Here is a 20,757-nt window from a genome sequence, read left to right on the forward strand (position 1 = left end):
GTTTTCACCGCCGGCAGGCGTTGACCGCTGGAACTCGGCCACGCCAGGGCTGGGCGCGTTCCAGTTGGGCGGCCAGGGCCAGCAAGGTGTTTTCCTCGCCAAAGCGTCCGGCAAAATGCGCCCCCATCGGCAACCCATTGGCACTCCAGGACAACGGCACTGACATCGCCGGCTGGCCGCTGGCATTGAACAGCGCGGTGAACGGCGAATAGCTGTGGTAGCGCTCGATCAGTTGATCCAGGCTCATGCACACATCCTGCAAATCCAGCTCGCCAATCAGCACCGGTTCGCGAGTCAGGACCGGGGTCAGGATCACGTCGTAATCCTGCATGAACACAGCCAACTGCCGGCCGAGGGCATGAATCCATTCCACCGCCGCGGCATATTGGGCGCCGCTGACGTTGCCCTTGTCCCGCAAGATGATCCGGGTGCGCACCTCCAGTTCTTCGGCCTGCACGGCAAACCCACGCATCTGGCCCAGCAGATCGACATAGTGACGAGAGCTGGCGCCAATAATAGTGAACACGTGGTCGAGAAACTCCAGCAACCCCACCGGCAGGTTCACCGGCTCGACACGATGCCCCAGGGCCTCGCACAGACGGGCCGCCTCGCCCACGGCCTGGAGACTTTGCGGCGCGGTGGGCCAAGGGCCGAGCTGTTCGACCAGGGCAATGCGCAACGGCTTGGGATCAGCCTGCACCGCCATCGCATACGGCAGTGCCTGGATCGGTGCGGCATAGGGCGCGCCCAGGTCCATGCCGGCGGTGGCGTCCAGCAGCGCCGCACTGTCACGCACCGACAAGGTAATCGCATGCGGCGTGCCCATCCCCGCCCAGCCCTCGCCCACTATCGGCCCCGACGGCATCAGGCCACGGCTGGGCTTGAACCCGAACACACCACAGCAAGATGCCGGCACCCGCAATGAACCACCGCCGTCGTTGCCATGGGCGAACGGCACCACCCGGGCCGCCACCAACGCCGCCGCGCCGCCACTGGAGCCACCGGCACTGTGCTCGCTGCTCCAAGGGTTGCGGGTGGCACCGAAACGCGCGGACTCGGTGGAGTACGACGTGCCGAACTCCGGCGAAGTGCTGGTGCCCATCACTTGGCATCCGGCACGGCGCAGGCGCGTCACGACTTCCGATTCGAAATCCGCCCGGAAGTCGCCCAGTGCACGCGAGCCGTTGGTCATCGCCGCACCGTGGACCGGCGAAAACAGGTCTTTGATCAAGGTCGGCACACCGGCCAACAGGCCCTGGCCAACCTGTGGCGTGCGCGCTGCTTGCCGTGCCGAATCGTACAGCCGCTCGGCCACCGCATTGAGCTGCGGCTCGACCCGCTCCAGGCGCTCGATGGCGGTTTCCAGCAGTTCGCCGGGCTGGACTTCGCCACGCCTGACCCACTCGGCCAGCGCCGTGGCGTCTTCACTGTCCATCAGATGGTGGATGTCTTGCATACCCATGTTTCAGATTCCTTATGTCACGACGATTGATGTGATCCGACGGTGCTCGCCTGCCCCTGGCCCCGTGCGCGCAGGCCGGCAATGACCCAGAGCAGTGCCAAGGCAAAACTGGCCAGGGCCAGCCACTGAATGGCGTGACGCAGGTCACCGGCGAAGACAACCACCAACGCCACCACCAGCGGACTGACGAATTGGCCGATGTACAGGCACGAGGTAAACCCGCCCAAGCCCCGGCCGCGGGTGCTGGCGGTCAAGGCATTCATCACCGGCGCCATCACGTTGGGCACCAGCAACCCGGCCCCCAGGCCCTGGATGAACACTGCCACCAGCACAGCGTTGTAGCTTTGCCCGCGCATCAGCAACCACAGCCCCAGGCCCATCAGGCCGAGCAACAATGCGTTGCACCCGGCGATGCCGAAGCGACGGCGCAGCAACGGCCACATCAGCGAACCGCCCAAGGTCGCCAACAGGCTCAGTCCCGCCGCCAGGCCGATCATCGTGCTGGAGGTGATGCCCAAGCTGACCAACAGCGTCGGCGCCTGGATCGGCATGATGAACGTCAGGACCATGCCGCCCAGGATCATCAGGTAGCCGACCAGCAGTGGCAGCACGGCGACCTTGGCCGGAGCCGACTCATCGACGCGCTGCTCGACCTTCTGCCGCTTCGTCACCGGCGGTTCCCAGAGCACTTTCATCATGGCCGGCACCAGCAGCAGTGGCAGCAGATACAACAGGAATGGCGCCCGCCACGAGTGCTCCCCGAGCACACCGCCCACCACGAAAAACAGCGCCCCCACCAGGCCGATGGTCACCACCTGCCGGTTGACGTAGCGCAGTCGCTCCTCGCCCTGCCAATAGTCGGCGATCAGCGTCGCGCAGCAGGTCATCACCGCCGCCTCCGTGCACCCGAACAACAGCCGCACACCGACAATCGAAGGCAGGCTATCGAGCAGGGCCGGCAAGGCGCCGAGCAAGGCGTAGAGCACCGTGGCAATCACCAGCAACGCCTTGCGTCCCACCCGGTCGGCCAACCAGCCAGCCAACGGCGCGCACACGGCAATCGCCAGGGCCGGACCGGTAATCGCCAACGGCACCAGCAGATCGGCGCGCGGTTCCAAGGGACCGAATTCGGCACCCAACCGGGGCAGAATGGGCGTGACCATCACCGCGCCCATGATCGTCAGGCTGCTACCCAGCATCAGCACCCCGCCTTCGCGCCAACTGGCCTGGCGCGACGGGGTGGCCGCCGTTGAAACGGAACTTGATTGGTTCATGACGAGCCCCTTCTAGAAACTGTGGGAAATACGCAGCGCCGCGGTATAGCCCTCGGCGCGGTTGCGCGCATCGAGCTCCTTGTAGACATGCAGCCACACCGGTGGAATGCCGGGCTTGAAGTAGCTCACCGCCGGCCCGACAGCCAGCACCCGGGCGCGATTGCCGGTTTCCAGCCCCGGCGCGTCGTCATCGGTGAACTGACGGTAGTAGTACCCACCCACGCCCAAGGTCCATGGCCCGACGTGCTGGCCCACGGCAAATTCGTGACGGTACTCGACGCCGTTCTTGTAGTCGGTGGCGTGGTTGCGGGTGTTGATGTCGGCTTCAAAGCTCGAAGACACCTCGAAGCCGCTGTCGGAGATGTACGTGGCGTTGAGGATCGGCGAGAAGGTCCAGTGGTTGAGACCCGGCGAGATCAAGCGATCCTTGTCGTAGTCGCCGGTGGGGGCCTGGATCTGGAACTGGGCATTGACGAACAGGTTCGGCGAAAGGGTCCACTGCAGGATCACCGGCAGCACCTGCATGTCGGCCATGCGAAACGGATCGGCCTCCAGGTTCAGTGGGCCGACAGGGGTCTGCACCTGCAGCGACGCGTCCATCTGGAAGAACGGTACGACGGCACCGAAGCCATACTTGGCGCCCAGCACGGTGTAATCGGTCATGCGCATGTAGGCGACGCCGATGGACAAGACATCCAGGGAGAAATTGTTGTCCACGGACTTGCCGTGGCGATCCTTCTGCACGTTGGCCGAATAGAACGCAGTACGCAGGCCGACGGTGCCAAAGGGCGTGGCCGGCGGCATCATGCCCGCGCCGAAATCATAGACCCCGACCGCCGTGGTCGGCGCGCCGTTTTCGGTGCCATGGGCAGCGGTGCAGGCACCGATCAGCCCCAGGGTCAACCACGTACAGTGCCAGACGTTTGTTTTTTTGTTTTGGTACATCGAATGCCCCTCCGACCATGTGGTGTTGGGGTCATCCTAGGGAGCCGGCCGGTCAGCCGTTATCCGTTTTCAGCACAGATGCGTGCGACGCAAGGTGTGTGACGGGGTTTCGCCAAACAGGGTCCGGTAATCACTGGAAAACCGGCTCAAATGCCAGAACCCCCAGCGTGCCGCCACCTCCTGCACCCCCAGCACCTGATCGCCATTGCGCAGCTCACGGCGCACCGCATTGAGGCGCAACGCCCGCAGATAAGCCACCGGATTGATGCCCAGGGTTTCTTGGAAGCAATACTGCAGTTTGCGTCGGCTGGCACCGATGTGATTGCACAGGTCGAGGATCGACAGCGGCTCATCGACATGGGCCAGGGCGTATTCCCGGGCGCGGTCGACCATGCGTTTGCGCGCCGTGGGACTGAGCGGTGGTGCTTCGTCCGGCGCCACCAGTTCCAGTATGTGCAGCATCACCGTGTCACGCAGGCCCCGGCGAATCGACTCGTACCCCAGCAACGAGTCACGCCCCTGCTCGCCCCCTTCAAGCTCATCGAACAACGCCGCAAGCTCGGCGGGCAGCGTCGAGTTGCCAAGACGGTAACACTTGGGAAGATCGGTAATTCGAAAGCGACTGCCTTGGCGCTCCAGCACATGCTCCAACGCCTGCTCGTCGATGGCGACACCGAGCAGATCCAGATGCTGGGGCGTGCGCAACTCAGGCAGGTTATGCCCATGGGCGACCAATAGGCTGGGTTCGACAATCGGGTGCCCGGAGCAAAAGACCGGCCCATCCGCACTCAGTGGCACGCTGAAGGTGATGGCGCCCTCCCAGGCCATGCCTTGCTTGGTCAGGGCCTGATTAGAGCGGTCGCGCACCAACTGCATCCAATCCGAGCGGAACTCGATCAACTCGCCGTCGAAGCGACCGGGGGTCAACTGGTCATAGCAGACCTGCCAGCCTCCCATGTTGCGGGCGTGCTCGTCGATGTCCGTGGTACGAAACCGATTGATCGGCAGCATCGGCAACCCATCCGACGAGACCGCTGGCTGCGCCATGTTGTCATTGTTCATTGACCCGACCTTTGATGATTCCAGGGCTTATGGGTCAAAGCTCAGGCAAGTTCCATTCCGCCCCGTGGACCGGTCGCGCAATTGTGCCGAAAACGGATAACCGGCCCGGATTCAGCTGCCGGCGTCGGCATGGGCCTCTTCGAAGAAATAGTCCTTCCAGCTGTCGGCCTTGTTTTTCAACACGCCCAGTTCATGCAGTTTTTCGGCATAGATGTAGGTGCGTTGCGGAACGACGGTGAAGTCGATTTCGGGGTCGGTGACGATTTTTTCCACCAGCGCCAGCGGCAACTTGGACTGTTCTACGCGGATGTAGGTCTGGGCAGCGGCCGGCTTGTCGGCCTTGATGATGCCTTGCGCCTCCATCAAGGCATCGTAGAACGCCTTGTAGGTCTTGGGATTTTCGTCGTGGAATTTTTCCGTGGTGTAGAGCACGTTGAACGTCGCCGGGCCGCCCAGCACATCATAGGAGCTGAGCACCTTGTGCACATTGGGGCTTTGCAGGGCCTGGTACTGGAACGGTGGGCTGGAGAAGTGCGAGTTGATCTCCGACTGGCCGGCGATCAGCGCCGCCGTCGCATCCGGGTGCGGAAGGCTGACCGAGATGTCGTCGAATTTCTTGAAGTGATCGTTGCCGAACACCTTGGCGGTTTCGATCTGCAACGTGCGCGACTGGAATCCGACACCCGCCGCCGGGACAGCGATCCGGTCCTTGTCGGTGAAGTCCTTGAGGCTCTTCACGTTCGGGTTGTTGGTCAGCAGGTAATTGGGCATCGACCCCAGCGAGGCGATGGCCTTGACGTTCTGCTTGCCACGGGTCCGATCCCAGATCGTCAGCATCGGCGGAACGCCCGCCGACACCACATCCAGGGCGCCGGTCAGCAAGGCCTCGTTCATCGCCGTCGCGCCGGAGATGCTGTTCCAGTCCACTTTGATATCCAGGCCCTGGGCCTTGCCATGCTTCTCGATGAGCTGCTGGTCACGCACCACATCCAGGATCAGGTAGCCGATACCGAATTGCTGGGCGATGCTGATCTTGCCCTCGGCGTGGGCCAAGGGATTGAGCAGCGCAGTGGCCGCCAGGGAAACCAACAAGGTGCGCGCAGAACGCTTGAAAGCCATGGCCTGTTGAACCTCACAGTAGGTGAAAGACTGAAGGCCACGACTTTAAAGCTATAAGAATATTAATTTAAATACCTTAATAGCATATCAATAGCACCTAAATGTTCGGCATCCAAGCCCATGAAATCGCCCTCACCGGCACGTTCCCTTGATAACCTTGCAGACCTCCCCTGACGAACACCTGCGCGAAGCGAACATGAACGAGATGAGCCTGGATATCGGCATCGCCGCCGAGTCCGTTTCCCAACCGCGCACCCTGGTATTCCTGGCCTACCCGCAGATGGGTTTGCTGGACCTGACCGGGGCCCAGACCGTGTTCTGGGCCGCCACCAAAGCCATGACCGAACGCGGCCTGCCCGGCTACGCCATGCACACCGCGAGCCTGGCTGGCGGGTTGATGCAAAGCGCCGAAGGCCTGGTCGTGGATACCCGTGCCCTGCATGAGCTCGACGGGACGCTCATCGACACGCTGATCGTCCCCGGCGCACCGGACATTCGGCAGGCGATGATCGACTGTGTCGACCTGGTGCACTGGCTGCGCAAGGCCTCGGTCCAGGCCAGGCGCACGGCATCGGTGTGCAGCGGCACCTTCCTCATGGCCCAGGCCGGCTTGCTGGACGGACGCCGGGCCGCCACCCATTGGGCCATGTGCGAGATGCTCAAGAGCGGTTTCCCAGCGGTTGAGGTGGACCTCGATGCGATCTTCATCCAGCAGGGCAACGTGTGGACCTCGGCCGGTGTCAGCGCCGGCATCGACATGGCCCTGGCATTGGTCGAAGCCGACTGTGGTCGCGATGTGGCCTTGCAGGTGGCCCGTGAGCTGGTGGTGTTTCTCAAGCGCCCCGGCGGGCAGGCGCAGTTCAGCCAACTGTTGCAATTGCAGATGCAAGAGAGCGCCGGCTTCGATGAACTGCACGTGTGGATTTCCGAGCACCTGGACGACAACAACCTCACCGTCGAACGGCTGGCCCGCCAGGCCAGGATGAGCCCGCGCAATTTTGCCCGGGTCTATAAACGCCAGACCGGCCGAACCCCGGCCAAAGCCATCGAGATGTTCCGCCTTGAAGCGGCGCGTCGAATGCTCGAAGACTCCCCGCGCAACATCGACCAGATCGCCCGATCCTGCGGTTTCGGTGACGAAGAACGAATGCGCCACACGTTTCAGCGCCATCTCTCGATATCCCCCCGGGAGTACCGCAGCCGGTTTTCTCGCTGAGTGCGAAACCCTTGCGCAACTGTCCGTCAGGCCACTCGCCTGGATTGCTCCTGAGGGTCGGCCTGTTCGGCCAGCAGCGCGCAGCAACGGGAACGCAACCAACGCTCCCCCGGATCATTGTGCGAAGCGCCGCGCCAGACCATGGAAAGCTCGTGCCGGGGCAAGCAGATCGGGGCCGCTTGCGCCCGCATGCCGGTCACCCCGGCCATCGCCTGGGCAACGTAATCCGGCACGATGGCAATCATGTCGCTCTGGGCCAACAGCACGGGCAAGGCGCTGAACTGCGGCACGGTCAACACCACCCGGCGCTGTCGGCCCATCAGGCATAACGCGCGGTCCGAATCATCGATGACATTGCCCATGGACGACACGACGGCATGGGGCCGACGGCAGAATTCGTCCAGGGTCAGCTCGCCGGGCTGCGAATCGGCGCGCAACAACATCGGTCGAATCGGCCGCAGGGTCTTGCGCCGGGCATTGGCCGGCAACTCCAGCGTCGGGCTGATGCCCAGGGAAATCTCGCCACTGGCCAACAGTTGGGAGACCTGCCATTGATCGGTCCGGCGCACCACCAAGGTGGTGCCCGGGGCCTCGACCCGCAGGCGTCGCAACAGCTCCGGCAGCAGGGCGTACTCGACGTCATCGCAAAGGCCGATATGGAAGGTCGCCTCGCTGGTGGCCGGCTCGAACGCCTGGCAGCGGCTCAAGGCGGCGGCGATGCCGTCCAGGGCCGGTGACAGATTGGAGAAGATTTCCCGCGCCCGGGAGGTCGGTTCCATCAACCGCCCCGAACGGATGAACAAGGGATCATCGAACATCAACCGCAAGCGCGCCAGGGCACTGCTGATCGTTGGCTGGCCGAGAAACAGCTTTTCGCTGACACGGGTCACGTTTCGCTCGTGCATCATGGTTTCGAAGACCACCAGCAGATTGATGTCAGCACGACGCAGGTCATTTCTGTTCATCATAGTCGTCGCCTCAGGCGCCAGGCCATTGAGTCGGGAGTGGACAAGAACATCGCCTGCGTCCTCCATCAAGGCCTGCGGCGACGAGGTGTTGAAAGCGTAATCCCCGAGGCGCGCCAGGTCTGTTGTACGTGGGGACACTCGACTCACCCTTTGGGCAACGTCATCGATACTTCGGTATATATCCAGGCCCAGGCAAACACCGCCTTTGTGGCGAGGGAGCTTGCTCCCGCCGGGCTGCGCAGCGACCCCCTCTGCTTGGCACGGCTTGGCGGGATTTCAGGGTTTTATGTCCTACCTCAGGCAAAGCGGCGCTTCTAAGATACGAACCGATGCTCTGTCGCCCCGACATCCCAGAGCGAGACCACGTAAAAAACCAAAGGTCTGCCAGCGTGCCCCTACCCTCCGCGATGCTCAAGAACGTCTATGACAGCCTTCGATACAGCCCAAGCCAGAGCGGGCCTTTGCCGTCGATGGGAATCAGCACCCACCCACTGGTCAACGCCCTCGGCTGGGCGGTGGGCCTGGTGGTGGCCTGCGGCATTGTCATCATCAACTCCGAAACCCATTCCGACCTGGCGCCGACCCTGCTGTACATCACCTTGTTGTTGATGGCGGCCAACCTGTTCTCCATCAATCTGGTGATCACCGTCGCGCTGATGTGCATGGGCTTGCTCACCGCGATGTTCTTGTACAACGGCGGCTATCACCGCTGGGAATCGACCACCGGCTTCTTCCGCTGCCTGACCGCACTGTCCGCCATTGCTTTCCTGGCCCTGCGCAGCAAGCAGGCTTCCGACAGCCTGCGGCGCAACGAGGCTTACCTGACCGGCGCCCAGCGTCTGAGCCAGACCGGCAGCATGGGCTTTCGCGGTGATCGACAAGCGTTGTCCTGGTCGGAGGAGTCGGCACGGATTTTCGAGTACCCGCCCAGCAAGACGCCAACGGTGTCGATGATGCTGGAGCGCATCCATCCTGAAGACCTGGAGTTGGCACGCGGGATTTTCCAACAGGCCACCGCTGGCGAACCGCAGATCGAGGTCAAGCTGCGGCTGCTGATGCCTGATGGTCGCATCAAGCACATCCATATGATCGCCAGCCCCCTGCTCGTCCAGCATGGCCGTTTCCAGTATCTCGGCGCACTCATGGACGTGACTGCCAGCAAGCAGGCCGAAGAAGCGTTGTTTCGCGCCCAGAGCCAACTGGCCCACGTCACTCGCTTGACCTCCCTGGGGGAAATGGCCGCGTCCATTGCCCACGAGGTCAACCAGCCACTGACGGCCATCACCAGCAGCGGCGAGGCCTGTCGCCGCTGGCTCAAACGCCCGCAACCCGATCTCGGGGAAGCCCTGGATTGCCTCGACCGGATCGTCGCCAACGGCTGTCGCGCCAGCGAGGTCATCAGCGGTATCAGGGCGCTGTCGCGCAAGTGCGACCCGTTGCGCCAGCCCGAGCGACTGGACGACATCGTCCGCGAGACCCTGAACCTGGTCCAGCAGCAACTGGCTCATCATAAAGTCCGGGCCAAGGTGGAGCTGGCAGCGACCGAGGGCCAGGTCAGCGCAGACCGGGTGCAACTGCAGCAAGTGATCATCAACCTGATCATCAATGCCTGTCACGCCATGGACGGGGTCAAGGTACACGCACGAACCCTGCGCATACGCACCTGGACCGAGAATGACGAAGTGCTGCTGGAGGTGACTGACCACGGAACCGGCATTGCCCCCGAGATCCTGCCGTCCTTGTTCAATGCGTTTTTCACCACCAAGGAAAACGGCCTGGGCATGGGCCTTTCCATCTGCCGGTCCATCATCGACTTCCATGCCGGCAGGATCTGGGCAACCAGCGAGGTCGGCCAAGGCACCTCGTTCAGGTTCGCGCTGCCGCGGCTCACGGGCACCGCTCTGTCGGGGAGCGGGCAATGACCTCCATACCGCCCTCAAGCCCGATCATCGACAACGCCCCCATCGTCTATATCGTTGATGACGACGCACCGCTGTGCCAATCCCTCGGCAGCCTGCTGCGTTCCATCGGCTTGCAGGTCCATCTGTTCGGTTCGGTCGCGCAGTTCATGAACCATCCCAGGCCCGAGCAGCCCAGTTGCCTGGTCCTGGATGTACGGCTACAAGGCACCAGCGGCCTGGATTGCCAACGGGAGCTGGCCGCAGCCAACGTTCAACTGCCGATTGTGTTCATGACCGGTCACGGTGACATCGCCATGACCGTGCGGGCGATGAAGGCCGGTGCCGTGGACTTCCTCGCCAAACCGTTCCGCGAACAAGACCTGATCGACGCCGTGACCGCCGCCCATCACCAGGACCGCCAGCGGCGCGACGCCGAACGCGGCCATCAGCAAGTGCTTGACCGCTACACCACCTTGACGCCCCGGGAGCGGCAGGTCATGGCGCTGGCGGTGTCAGGCCTGATGAACAAGCAGATCGCCGGGGAACTGGGCTTGAGTGAAATCACGGTCAAGATTCACCGTGGCCAGGCCATGCGCAAGATGTGCGCACACTCGTTTGCCGATCTGGTGCGCATGGCCCAGGTGCTGGAATGGCGCCTGGCTGACACAGGCCGATAGTCAATCGAGCATTTCGGCACTTTGGCCGAGCGTTTCGGCACAGTAACCACTCTTCGTTCATCCTAGACTCGAGCTTCACTTCAAGCCCCAAATGGAATCACGATGAAAATCAGGTCAATCCTGCCTGCACTCACCATGGCCGTAGCATTCAGTGGATACGCTGCCGACTTCTCACTGACCAGCCGGGATATTGCTGACAACCGTCCGCTGACCAGTCGCGAAGTGTTCCAAGGCTTCGGTTGCGAAGGTGGCAACACGTCCCCTGAGCTTTCCTGGAAAAACGCTCCCGCCGGGACTAAAAGCTACGCGATCACGGTCTATGATCCCGATGCCCCGACGGGTAGCGGTTGGTGGCATTGGACGGTGGTTAACTTACCCACTTCTACCCATAGCTTGCCAAGCGGAGTGGGAGCGAACCTGCCTGCCGGTGCCGTACAAGGGTGAACCGATTATGGCCAGCCAGGATTTGGCGGGGCTTGCCCACCTGTAGGGGATAAACCCCATCGCTATCAATTCACCGTATGGGCATTGAAAGTCGATAAGCTACCACTCGACGGCGAGGCCAGTGGCGCCTTGGTTGGGTACATGCTCAATGCCAACGTCCTGGCCAAAGCGACGATCACTTCAACTTACGGACGTTAAAAACGATGCGCCCTTGTGACGGCATACAGCACCGGGAAAACATTATCGATGCGTGTGTCATACAGGCGCGACAGCCCCTGACCTTATCAAGGGTACCGGTGTTCGTGACCACCCTGTGTCGAGTGCGACAGGGGGAAAAACTGTTGCAATGGGATGACCGGGAGATGCGCGCGGGGCCGCAACATCTGATTCTGATGCCGGCCGGACGCGAGCTTGGCATCTCGAACTTCCCTGGCCCTCACGGTCACTACATCGCCGATGCGGTCACCTTTCCCCTCTCGACACTGCGTAACTTCAGCAGCCGATACAGCCAACAGATCATGAGCCGTCGCGGTGCACTGAAGACCGATCTATGCGTCCCTCTGGACAAGCACACAACACAGGCATGGAATCAGCTGCTGGCCTCTATCAATGGGAACGCGCCGGACGCGTTACGCACGCTCTATGGGGAAGCGGTTCTTCTGAGCCTGTGCCTTGGTGGCCAGATCGGCCCCCTGCTGATGGGGCGCAACGATCCAATTTGCGAACGTGTGCAGCAGATGGTGATGGGCAGCCCGGAGAGAGACTGGACGGTGGCGAGCGTTGCCCAGCAACTTAACCTGGGTGAGTCGACGTTGCGCCGCCAACTGGCGAATGAGGGGGACAGTTTCCGGAGCATTCTGGAAGGCGTTCGACTGGCGACAGCGTTGCAATGGTTGCAAACAACGTCTCGTCCCATCGGTGAAATTGCCGGTGCCTGCGGTTACGCCTCGGCCTCACGTTTTGCGGTGCGCTTTCGCTCACACTATGGCCTGTCGCCACGTGAACTGCGGGCAGCGATTTAAGCATTCCGGTGAGGTTCCCTCCCTGTCGTTGCCCCGCGACACGGTGGAAAGTTCATACACACGTATACTTGGCGGGGCCATTGGACAGCGTATCTTGCAGTGACACGGGCGCCTTTATGGCTACCTGATATCAAACTCCAGGTATCGACATGTCCAGCACTGCAATCATTTCAATCATTGATGACGATGAGTCAGTTCGAATTGCATTGGATGGTTTGTTACGCTCCCACGGATATCGGGTTAAAACATATGCCAGCGCCTTGGATTTTTTATCTTCCTGCGAACTTGAAAACACGGCGTGCCTGATATCGGATATTCAAATGCCTGGCATGACGGGCATTCAGATGTACGATCGACTATCGACCCTGGGCATTCATCCCCCGATCATCTTCATCACCGGATACCCTGGCGTGCCCCCCCGTATCAGCGCCGGTACGCCCGAGCCGGTGGCGTTTTTCCCGAAACCCTTCGACTGCGCCGAATTGATCGCCTGCATCGAATCGGTACTTGCCCGGTCTGCTTGACTGCGTCGCGCCCTCATACCTTCGTATAGATCTCCCCTACCCAGGCATAGGCGCGATGACCTTATGTAGAAGTGTCAAACACAGGTCCTGCCAATAAGCTTCCCTACAGCGAACCGAAACTGAATGTGCTCGATGGCAACTCATTGCAGCCAGGCGCTTTTGGAGTACTTCGCGACACGGTCACGCTGAAACAGTTAAACAATTCAACGTATCGATTTTGTCTTCGGGAGCTCATCATGAAACAACATATTCTGGTTGTTGGCGCAGGTTTCGGCGGGGTCTGGAGCGCATTGAGCGCGGCCCGGCTGCTGGACCAACACGATCGTCATGACGTGCAGATCAGCGTCCTGGCCCCCCAGGCTGAACTGCGCATTCGTCCTCGTTTCTACGAGCCGGACGTCCATACCATGGCTGCGCCGCTGGGCAGTCTGTTCGACGCAGTGGGCGTGAACTTCGTACAAGGCTCGGCGAGCAGTATCGATGTCGACAACAAACGGGTGGGCTACGTGGATGCGTTCGGTACCCAGGGCACCCTGGGCTATGACCGCCTGGTGCTCGCGGCGGGCAGCCAACTGGTTCGCCCCGACCTTGAGGGCATGATGGAGCATGCCTTCGACGTTGATGAAATCGAACAGGCAAGCCGTCTCGAAGCCCATATCAAGTCGCTGAAAAATCTGCCGGACAGCCCGGCCCGCAACACCGTGGTGGTGGCCGGTGGCGGCTTTACCGGGATCGAAACCGCCACCGAAATGCCCGCACGCCTGCGCGCCGTCCTCGGCGAGGATGCGGACATCCGGGTTATCGTGGTGGATCGCGGGCCGCAGATTGGTGCAGCGTTGGGCGACGGCATAAGCCCATCCATTGTCGAAGCGTCCGAACACCTGGGTATCGAGTGGATTCTCAACGCCTCGGTCGAATCGGTGGATGCCGGTGGCGTCACCCTGTCGAGCGGCCAGCGTATCGAGTCCCATACCGTGATCTGGACCGTGGGGTTCCGCGCCAGTCCGTTGACCCAGCAGGTACCCGCTACCCGCGATCGCCAGGGGCGCCTGCACGTCGATGCCAACCTGAAAGTCCTGGGCCAGAACGACATATTCGCCAGCGGTGACGTGGCCTACGCCGCCACCGACACGCTGGGCAACTATGCGGCGATGTCCTGCCAGCACGCCATCGCCCTGGGCCGCTATGCCGGCAACAACGTCGCGGCCGACTTGCTGGGCGTGGCGCCAATGGCCTACAGCCAACCCAAGTATGTGACCTGCCTGGACCTGGGTGCCTGGGGCGCGGTGTACACCGAAGGCTGGGATCGCCAGCTCAAGTTGGTCGGGCAGGAAGCCAAGGAGCTCAAGACCCAGATCAACACAGTGTGGATCTACCCGCCCGCGGCTGATCGCGCAACCGCCCTGGCTGCCGCCGACCCGTTGATCCCGGTAGCCTGAAAGCCGTTTCCGCCCCCGGCCAGTCCCTCCTTTCTGCGCCGGTCTTTCCCAGACGCCTGCCAACGATCCTTGGGCAGGCGTTTTTTTCCGGCGCTCTTCACCAAGCCAGCCTGAATATCGTCACTGCCCAGCAAAATCCGTATCAATGCCCGCCCACCACCCTCCGTGCACAAGGTAAGGTAGGCAGAAATCATCCGGATCGAGGTGTGCCGTGGCGTCCTATTCCTTGCGTCAGCTGAAGTACTTCGTCACCACCGTCGAATGTGGCAGCGTCGCCGAAGCCTCCCGCAAGCTGTACATCGCCCAGCCGTCGATCGCCTCCGCCATCAAGGGCTTGGAAGACAGTTTCGGTGTGCAATTGCTCATTCGGCATCACGCCCAGGGGGTATCGCTGACGCCCGGCGGTGCGCGCTTCTATCGCAAGGCCCAGGAGCTGTTGCGCATGGCCCGGGAGTTCGAGCAGAACGCGCTGGCCGATAACGATGTGGTCAGCGGGCAGATCGACATCGGCTGCTTCGAAACCGTCGCCCCGCTCTACCTGCCGCGGCTGATCGCGGGCTTTCGCGAGCGCTTCCCGGGGGTGGAAATCCGCGTGCAGGATGGCGAGCAACAGGAGCTGGTGCAAGGCCTCACGGGAGGGCGTTTCGACCTGGCGATTTTCTATGAACACGACCTCGACAGTACCATCGAGACCGAAGCACTGACGGCGCCGCAACGCCCCTACGCGTTGTTGCCGGCGGGGCATCGCTTCGCCGACCAGGCCCAGGTGTCGCTGCGCGACCTGGCCCTCGAGCCGATGATCCTGCTGGACGTGCAGCCCAGTCGCACCTATTTCGTGAGCATCTTCGAGGAGCTGGGCCTGACGCCCAACATTGTCTTCAGCTCGCCGTCCATCGAGATGGTGCGGGGCATGGTCGGCCAGTCCTTTGGTTTTGCCGTATTGGTGACCCGCCCGCACTCCACCTGCACCTACGATGGGCAACACCTGGTATGCGTCGACATCGCCGAGGACGTGACCGGTTCGGCACTGGTGGCAGGCTGGCTCAAGCGCGCGCACCTCACCAAACCGGCGCAGTTGTTTGTCGACTATTGCAAGGAACAGTTCAAGCAATGGCTGCCTTGAGCCACGGCAGGCCAGGCACAACTGCCCGCCCCGGCCTGTAAGTAAAACACCAACCCCGTGGCGAGGGAGAAAGCTCCCTCGCCACAAGGGATATGTCTAGCGAGCGGCCCAGGCGTTGAAGCGTTGTTCCAGTTCCTCGCCATGGTCGACCCAGAACTCCGCGTCCACGGCTTGGGCTTCAGCCAGGTTGGCCTCGGCGGTGGGCAACTGTTCCTGTACCGCCGTCGGCAACAGCGCCAGTGTCTTGCGGTGCACCGGCCCATAAGGGATGTTTTCCGAAAACACTTTCTGGGTCTGCGGCTGGCTGGCAAAGGCAATGAACTGCTCGGCCAGGGCCTTGTTCGGCGTGCCCTTGACCACCGCCCAGTACTCCGGGTCGTAGAGGCTCTGCGGCCAGACAATGCTCAGCTTCATGCCTTCCTTTTGCGCCGAAGCGATGCGGCCGTTGTAGGCGGCGCTCATCGCCACATCCCCCGCCACCAGCCACTGCGCCGGTTGCGCGCCGGCCTCCCACCACTGGATATTCGTCTTGATCTGGTCGAGTTTGGCGAAGGCCCGGGACACACCTTCGGGCGTGTTCAACACCTTGTACAAGTCTTGCGCCTTGACCCCATCGGCTAGCAACGCGATTTCCAAGGTGTACTTGGCACCCTTGCGCAGGCCGCGCTTGCCCGGGTACTCGGCAACGTTCCAGAAATCCGCCCAGGACTTGGGTGCCTTGGCGAGCTTGCTCTGGTCATAGGCCAGGACCATCGACCACACGTAGGTGGCGACCCCACACTCATTGAGCGCTCCCGGCACATAGTTCGCCGGGTCGCCCAGGCGCCCCAGGTCAAGCTTCTCGAACAGCCCCTCTTCACAACCACGCAACAGCTCGGGGCTCTCCACTTCGACCACGTCCCAGCTGGTATGGCCGGCTGCGACCATGGCCTTGATCTTCGACAACTCACCGTTGTATTCGCCGGCCACGATGTTTCCCGCACCGCTGGCATTGAAAGGTTGGAAGTAGGCCTTGTCCTGGGCCTGCTTGGTGGCGCCGCCGAAGGAAATCACGGTCAGGCTTTGAGGCGCGGCGATAGCACTGGTACTCAACAACGCCAGGGCACACGCAATATTGCAACGCAAGGATCTGGACATGGAGCGGTTCCTCGAAAGGCCGACTCGCCCGCACGAGCCGGCGACGGGACTCAGAGGCGACCGTAAGCGCGGGCGGTGCGATCTACAGCAATACGGGTCTTGTCGACCAGTTCGTTGATGTCGGCGTGGCTGGCGACCAACGCCGGAGCCATGATCATCCGGCCCAGGGTAGAGCGGATGATCAGGCCTTCCTCAAAACCAAAGGTGCGGCATTGCCAAGCCATTTCGTTCTCATTGGCAAAGCGTTTGCGGCTGTCCTTGTCCTCGGCCAGTTGCAGGGCGGCCACCAGCCCGGCACCCTGAATCTCGCCAATCAGAGGATGACCTTCGAAGGTTTCTCGCAGGCAACGCTGCAGGTACGGCCCGGTGTCCTCCTTGACTTGGGTGACAATGCCCTCGTCACGCAACGCCTTGAGGTTGGCGACCGCCACCGCCGCCGCCACCGGATGTCCGGAGTAGGTCAGGCCATGGGCGAACACACCGCCCTGTTCCACCAACACCTCAGCCATGCGTTTGGACAGGACCAGGCCCCCCATGGGGATGTAGCCGCTGGTCAGGCCCTTGGCGATGGACAGGGTGTCGGGCTCGAAGCCGAAATACTCGTGGGCAAACCATTCCCCGGTACGACCGAAGCCGCCGATGACTTCGTCGGCGCACAGCAGCACGTCGTACTGGCGGCAGATGCGCTGGATTTCCGGCCAGTAGCTCTCGGGCGGGAAGATCATGCCGCCGGCGCCCTGGAACGGTTCGGCGACGAACGCCGCGACATTGTCCGCCCCCAGCTCGAGAATTTTTTCCTCCAACTGCCGAGCGGCGCGCAGGCCGAACTCGGCAGGCTTCAGGTTTCCTTCGTGGGCGAACCAATAAGGCTCATCGATGTGCGCCACGTCAGGAATGATCCCGCCCATTTCATGCATGAACTTCATGCCACCCAGGGCCGAGGCCCCCAGGGTCGAACCATGGTAGCCATTCCAGCGACCGATCATGATTTTCTTCTGCGGCTTGCCGAGGATCTGCCAGTAACGGCGCGCGGTGCGAATCAGCACCTCGTTGGCCTCGGAGCCGGAGTTGGTGTAGATGGCGTGGCTGTAGTGATCCGGCAACAGGCTGAACAGCAGCTCGGACAGCTCCACCACGGCCGGGTGAGTGGTGTGGAAAAACATGTTGTAGTACGGCAGCTGTTCCAACTGACGACTGGCCGCGGCAGCCAGGTCCTGGCGGCCGTAACCCAGGTTCGTGCACCACAGGCCGGACATACCATCCAGGTAACGCTTGCCGTCGTTATCCCACAACGCCAAGCCCTCGCCGCGAACGATCACCCGAGGTCCCTCTGCATTGAGCGCCTTCTGGTCGAGAAACGCATGGATATGGTGCGCCGCGTCCAGCGCCTGGTATTCGCGGGTGCTGCGGGTTGGCTTGGGTGATGCGTTCATTGCAGATCTCCTTGTTTGTTGAGCTTGTTGGTAGGGGTGGCCTGGACGGGTGCCAGCGGCTCGGGCTTGAACAGCGATTTGCCCATCACGCATTTGACCCAAACCACCGCAATCAGCGAAACGATGCCCAGTACCGCGCCGGCGCTGGCGAAGATCGGAAAGGTCATTTCAGGGCTGGGGGACACATGCCATATGGCAAAGAGCATGCCGGCGATACCAAACACTTGGGGCAACGGGTAGAACGGCGTGCGGAACGGCCGGTGCACATGCGGGTAACGCCGACGCAGGGCGATCACGTTGATGTGAGTGATGATGTAGGCCAGCAACCAGGCTAGTGCCGCGGCCAATAACAGAAGGTTGATGGCATCAGGATTGTCGTGCATCAACAGCAGCGGCAGGCCGGTGACCAGGGCCACGAACAGCACCGCGACCCAAGGCGCACCGCTGCGTTTACCCTCGCGCCGGAATATCCCAAATGCCTGGCCGCTGCGGGCCATGCCCTGCAACATGCGCGGGATGGCGGCGAGCGAACTGTTGAGCGTGCTGCACGTTGCAGTGATGGCCGCCGTCACCAGGAGCGCCTGCCCCGCCTCGCCGAACACCGTGGTGGCGAACAAATAATGCGGCAGCCCATCGCTGGCCAGATCTGCCTGGGGAACGGTGAGCAAGGCCCCCAGGCAATAGAGGCAAATGATGGCGAAGATCACCGTCAGCCCGATCATCATCGAAGCCGGAATGTTGCGCTCCGGACGCCGCGTTTCCTCCACCAGTGGGCAAACGAACTCCGCGCCTACGAACCCCCACACGGCCATTGCCGCCAGCGCGATCACACCCAGCCCCATGGGGTTCCAGCCGGAGGTCGTCACCAGCGTCGAGACACTGCTGGCCCCATCGCTTGTCAGGGCGCCCAGGCCCATCGTCAGCAACATGACGGTCATCACCAAGGCCAACACGGTTTGCAGACGCGAGAAAATATCGATATTGAACAGATTGAGCGCAGTGAACAGGCAGAGCACGCCCAGGGCCACGCTGAGCGGCGGCATCGAGTGGGGATAGACCTTCTCGATGATGAACTCCATCAGCAACAACTCCGCCGACAAGGCGAACATCGCCACCACCACATAACCGGAGAATGTCGCCAGGATCGCCGGGAACTGGCCGATGGCGACTTCGGTGTAGCTGCTCAGGCTGCCGGCGCGAGGGATCATCAATGCCAGTTCGGAGAAGGAACAGGCGTAGCTCAGGGCCAACAGCCAGGCCAGGGCCAGCGGTATGACGAAACCCATGCCGGCGATCCCGGCGCCTTGCAGCATCAGCACCATGACGCCCTGGGAAACGACGAGGCCCACGGCCACCGCCAACAGAGCACTCAAGCCCAGGCGTCGGCGTGGACCAGTCACAGCGGGAGTCACGTTTTGAAGCGGCACGCTTGAGGAACTGTCCATCGGTTGCTCCGTTTTCTTTTTTTAGGGAGAACAAATCGATTGCGGGTGAAGACCCTGCTGTGGCCGTCAGCTGCGCAGCTGAATCCAGGTGGTTTTGAGTTGCGTGTATTTGTCGAACGAATGCAGTGACAGGTCGCGCCCGAAGCCCGACTGTTTGCCCCCCCCGAAGGGCACGGTGACGTCCAACGCATCCACGGTATTGACCGAGACCGTGCCGGCATTCAGGCGTCGCGCCACGCGGTGGGCACGGTTCAGGTCATCGGTCCACAGTGATGCCGCCAGCCCATAGATGTGCTCATTGGCCATGGCGATGGCTTGCTCCTCATCCTCGAATGCACTGATCGCCAATACCGGCCCGAACACCTCTTCCCGGGTCAACTGCATACTGGGGTGCACGTGGGTGAAAATCGTCGGCTCAATGAAATTGCTGGAGCCATCAATGCTCAACTGCCGGCCACCGCAGACCAGCCTCGCGCCTTCGGCCTGGGCCTGCTGGATGTACTGCATGATCCGTGCGGCCTGGCGGATATCGACGATGGCCCCGGCGCGACTCGAGGGATCCAGTGGGTTGCCCGGCTGCCACAACCGCGCCTGGGCGATCAGACGCTCGACGAATTCATCGTGAATCGAACGCTGCACCAGCAGCCTTGAATTGGCCGAACACACTTCCCCCTGGTTGAAGAAGATCCCGAACGCCGCTTTTTGCGCCGCCAGATCCAGGTCCTGGCAGTCGGCGAAGACCAGGTTCGGACTCTTGCCACCGCACTCCAGCCAGACCTGCTTGAGGTTCGATTGCGCCGAGTACTGCATGAAGTATTTGCCGACCTCGGTAGAGCCGGTGAACACCAGGGAATCGACATCGGGGTGCAGGCCCAGCGCCCGGCCCGCCTGCTCGCCCAGGCCTGGTACGACATTGAGCACACCCGGTGGCAGTCCCGCCTCAAGGGCCAGTTCGGCCAGTCGCAGGGCCGAGAATGGCGACTGTTCGGCGGGTTTGAGCACCACACTGTTGCCGGCGGCCAGTGCCGGGGCGAGCTTCCAGGCGGCCATGTCCAAAGGGAAATTCCACGGCACCACCGCGGCGATCACCCCCAGCGGAACGCGGGTAATGGTGGCGAGGACGTTCGCCGCCGAAGGGGCGACCTGATCGTAGATTTTGTCCAGGCTTTCACCGTACCAGGCGAACACATGGGCGGCGCCCGGCACATCGATACTCCAGGCGTCCATCACTGGCTTACCCATGCTCAGGGAATCCAGCAGCGCCAACTCTTCGCGATGGGCCAGCATCAGTTGCGACAGACGCAACAGCACGGCCTTGCGCTCAGTGGGTGCCATTCTCGCCCAAGGGCCTTGTTCAAAAGCCTTGCGGGCGCTGGACACCGCGAGGTCGATGTCTTGTTCGCCGCAGGCCGTCACATTCGCCAACCGTTGTCCATTGGCGGGATTGATGACCTCCAGCCGGGCTCCGTCAGCAGCCTCCCGAGGTTCGCCGTCAATCAGCGCGCTATCTCTCAAGCGCAGTTGTGCGGCCCGGTTTTTCCAAGCATTGAAATCGTTCACTGCACA

General features: G+C 62.1%; 17 protein-coding genes and 1 pseudogene. 8 read left to right on the forward strand and 10 right to left on the reverse strand.

What is annotated here, in order from left to right; translation table 11 throughout:
- Nucleotides 1-4: 4 nt before the first annotated feature.
- From J4E53_RS18010 to J4E53_RS18030, 5 genes are all read right to left on the reverse strand, one after another.
- Nucleotides 5-1,462, reverse strand: a complete 1,458-nt coding sequence (locus J4E53_RS18010) for an amidase (protein WP_103308685.1) — start codon at nt 1,460-1,462, stop codon at nt 5-7.
- Nucleotides 1,463-1,479: 17 nt separating this feature from the next.
- Nucleotides 1,480-2,736, reverse strand: coding sequence for an MFS transporter (locus J4E53_RS18015; protein WP_103308686.1), 1,257 nt, complete (start codon nt 2,734-2,736; stop codon nt 1,480-1,482).
- Between the two features lie 12 nt (nt 2,737-2,748).
- On the reverse strand, nt 2,749-3,681 hold the full coding sequence (locus J4E53_RS18020) for a transporter (protein ID WP_060742148.1): 933 nt from the start codon (nt 3,679-3,681) through the stop codon (nt 2,749-2,751).
- Between the two features lie 69 nt (nt 3,682-3,750).
- Nucleotides 3,751-4,743 (reverse strand): helix-turn-helix domain-containing protein, encoded by a 993-nt coding sequence (locus J4E53_RS18025; RefSeq protein ID WP_060742147.1) that lies wholly within the window; start codon nt 4,741-4,743, stop codon nt 3,751-3,753.
- A gap of 111 nt (nt 4,744-4,854) precedes the next feature.
- The gene (locus tag J4E53_RS18030; protein WP_103308687.1) at nt 4,855-5,862 is read right to left on the reverse strand and encodes an ABC transporter substrate-binding protein; all 1,008 of its coding nucleotides are present in this window, start codon (nt 5,860-5,862) and stop codon (nt 4,855-4,857) included.
- Nucleotides 5,863-6,067: 205 nt separating this feature from the next.
- Here J4E53_RS18030 and J4E53_RS18035 point away from each other — a divergent pair, with 205 nt between their 5' ends.
- Nucleotides 6,068-7,078 carry a GlxA family transcriptional regulator gene (locus tag J4E53_RS18035; protein WP_103308705.1) on the forward strand — a complete coding sequence of 337 codons (1,011 nt, stop codon included), beginning with the start codon at nt 6,068-6,070 and terminating at the stop codon, nt 7,076-7,078.
- A 26-nt stretch (nt 7,079-7,104) separates the two neighbouring features.
- On the opposite strand, the gene J4E53_RS18040 is transcribed toward J4E53_RS18035, so the two are convergent.
- Complete coding sequence (locus J4E53_RS18040; RefSeq protein ID WP_103308688.1) at nt 7,105-8,046, reverse strand: LysR family transcriptional regulator; 942 nt, start codon at nt 8,044-8,046, stop codon at nt 7,105-7,107.
- A gap of 470 nt (nt 8,047-8,516) precedes the next feature.
- On the opposite strand from J4E53_RS18040, the gene J4E53_RS18045 reads away from it, so the two are divergent.
- The 7 genes and pseudogenes from J4E53_RS18045 to J4E53_RS18075 all read left to right on the forward strand — a co-directional run bounded on the left by J4E53_RS18045 (nt 8,517) and on the right by J4E53_RS18075 (nt 15,176).
- On the forward strand, nt 8,517-9,968 hold the full coding sequence (locus J4E53_RS18045) for a sensor histidine kinase (protein WP_103308690.1): 1,452 nt from the start codon (nt 8,517-8,519) through the stop codon (nt 9,966-9,968).
- Nucleotides 9,965-10,624 carry a response regulator transcription factor gene (locus tag J4E53_RS18050; protein ID WP_103308691.1) on the forward strand — a complete coding sequence of 220 codons (660 nt, stop codon included), beginning with the start codon at nt 9,965-9,967 and terminating at the stop codon, nt 10,622-10,624. Before J4E53_RS18045 ends, J4E53_RS18050 begins: the two co-directional genes overlap by 4 nt.
- Nucleotides 10,625-10,726: 102 nt before the next feature.
- Nucleotides 10,727-11,266, forward strand: a pseudogene (locus tag J4E53_RS18055) (YbhB/YbcL family Raf kinase inhibitor-like protein).
- Between the two features lie 5 nt (nt 11,267-11,271).
- Complete coding sequence (locus J4E53_RS18060) at nt 11,272-12,090, forward strand: helix-turn-helix transcriptional regulator (protein WP_103308692.1); 819 nt, start codon at nt 11,272-11,274, stop codon at nt 12,088-12,090.
- A gap of 149 nt (nt 12,091-12,239) precedes the next feature.
- Nucleotides 12,240-12,614, forward strand: a complete 375-nt coding sequence (locus J4E53_RS18065) for a response regulator transcription factor (RefSeq protein WP_060742139.1) — start codon at nt 12,240-12,242, stop codon at nt 12,612-12,614.
- Nucleotides 12,615-12,850: 236 nt separating this feature from the next.
- Entirely contained in the window at nt 12,851-14,053 is a 1,203-nt protein-coding gene (locus tag J4E53_RS18070) for an NAD(P)/FAD-dependent oxidoreductase (RefSeq protein ID WP_103308693.1), read from the forward strand.
- 211 nt (nt 14,054-14,264) lie between these two features.
- Nucleotides 14,265-15,176, forward strand: coding sequence for a LysR substrate-binding domain-containing protein (locus J4E53_RS18075; RefSeq protein WP_060742137.1), 912 nt, complete (start codon nt 14,265-14,267; stop codon nt 15,174-15,176).
- Between the two features lie 96 nt (nt 15,177-15,272).
- Here J4E53_RS18075 and J4E53_RS18080 read toward each other — a convergent pair whose 3' ends face one another.
- The 4 genes from J4E53_RS18080 to J4E53_RS18095 all read right to left on the reverse strand — a co-directional run bounded on the left by J4E53_RS18080 (nt 15,273) and on the right by J4E53_RS18095 (nt 20,751).
- Nucleotides 15,273-16,313 (reverse strand): ABC transporter substrate-binding protein, encoded by a 1,041-nt coding sequence (locus tag J4E53_RS18080; protein ID WP_103308694.1) that lies wholly within the window; start codon nt 16,311-16,313, stop codon nt 15,273-15,275.
- Between the two features lie 50 nt (nt 16,314-16,363).
- Nucleotides 16,364-17,746, reverse strand: a complete 1,383-nt coding sequence (locus J4E53_RS18085) for an aspartate aminotransferase family protein (protein WP_103308695.1) — start codon at nt 17,744-17,746, stop codon at nt 16,364-16,366.
- Nucleotides 17,743-19,191, reverse strand: coding sequence for an APC family permease (locus J4E53_RS18090; RefSeq protein ID WP_103308696.1), 1,449 nt, complete (start codon nt 19,189-19,191; stop codon nt 17,743-17,745). The genes J4E53_RS18085 and J4E53_RS18090 overlap by 4 nt, the downstream gene beginning before the upstream one ends.
- Before the next feature lie 66 nt (nt 19,192-19,257).
- On the reverse strand, nt 19,258-20,751 hold the full coding sequence (locus J4E53_RS18095) for an aldehyde dehydrogenase (protein ID WP_103308697.1): 1,494 nt from the start codon (nt 20,749-20,751) through the stop codon (nt 19,258-19,260).
- Between the last annotated feature and the right edge of the window lie 6 nt (nt 20,752-20,757).

Origin of the sequence: Pseudomonas sp. FW305-28 (assembly GCF_017351395.1) — a bacterium.
In the GTDB taxonomy this organism is placed as follows: domain Bacteria; phylum Pseudomonadota; class Gammaproteobacteria; order Pseudomonadales; family Pseudomonadaceae; genus Aquipseudomonas; species Aquipseudomonas fluorescens_AA.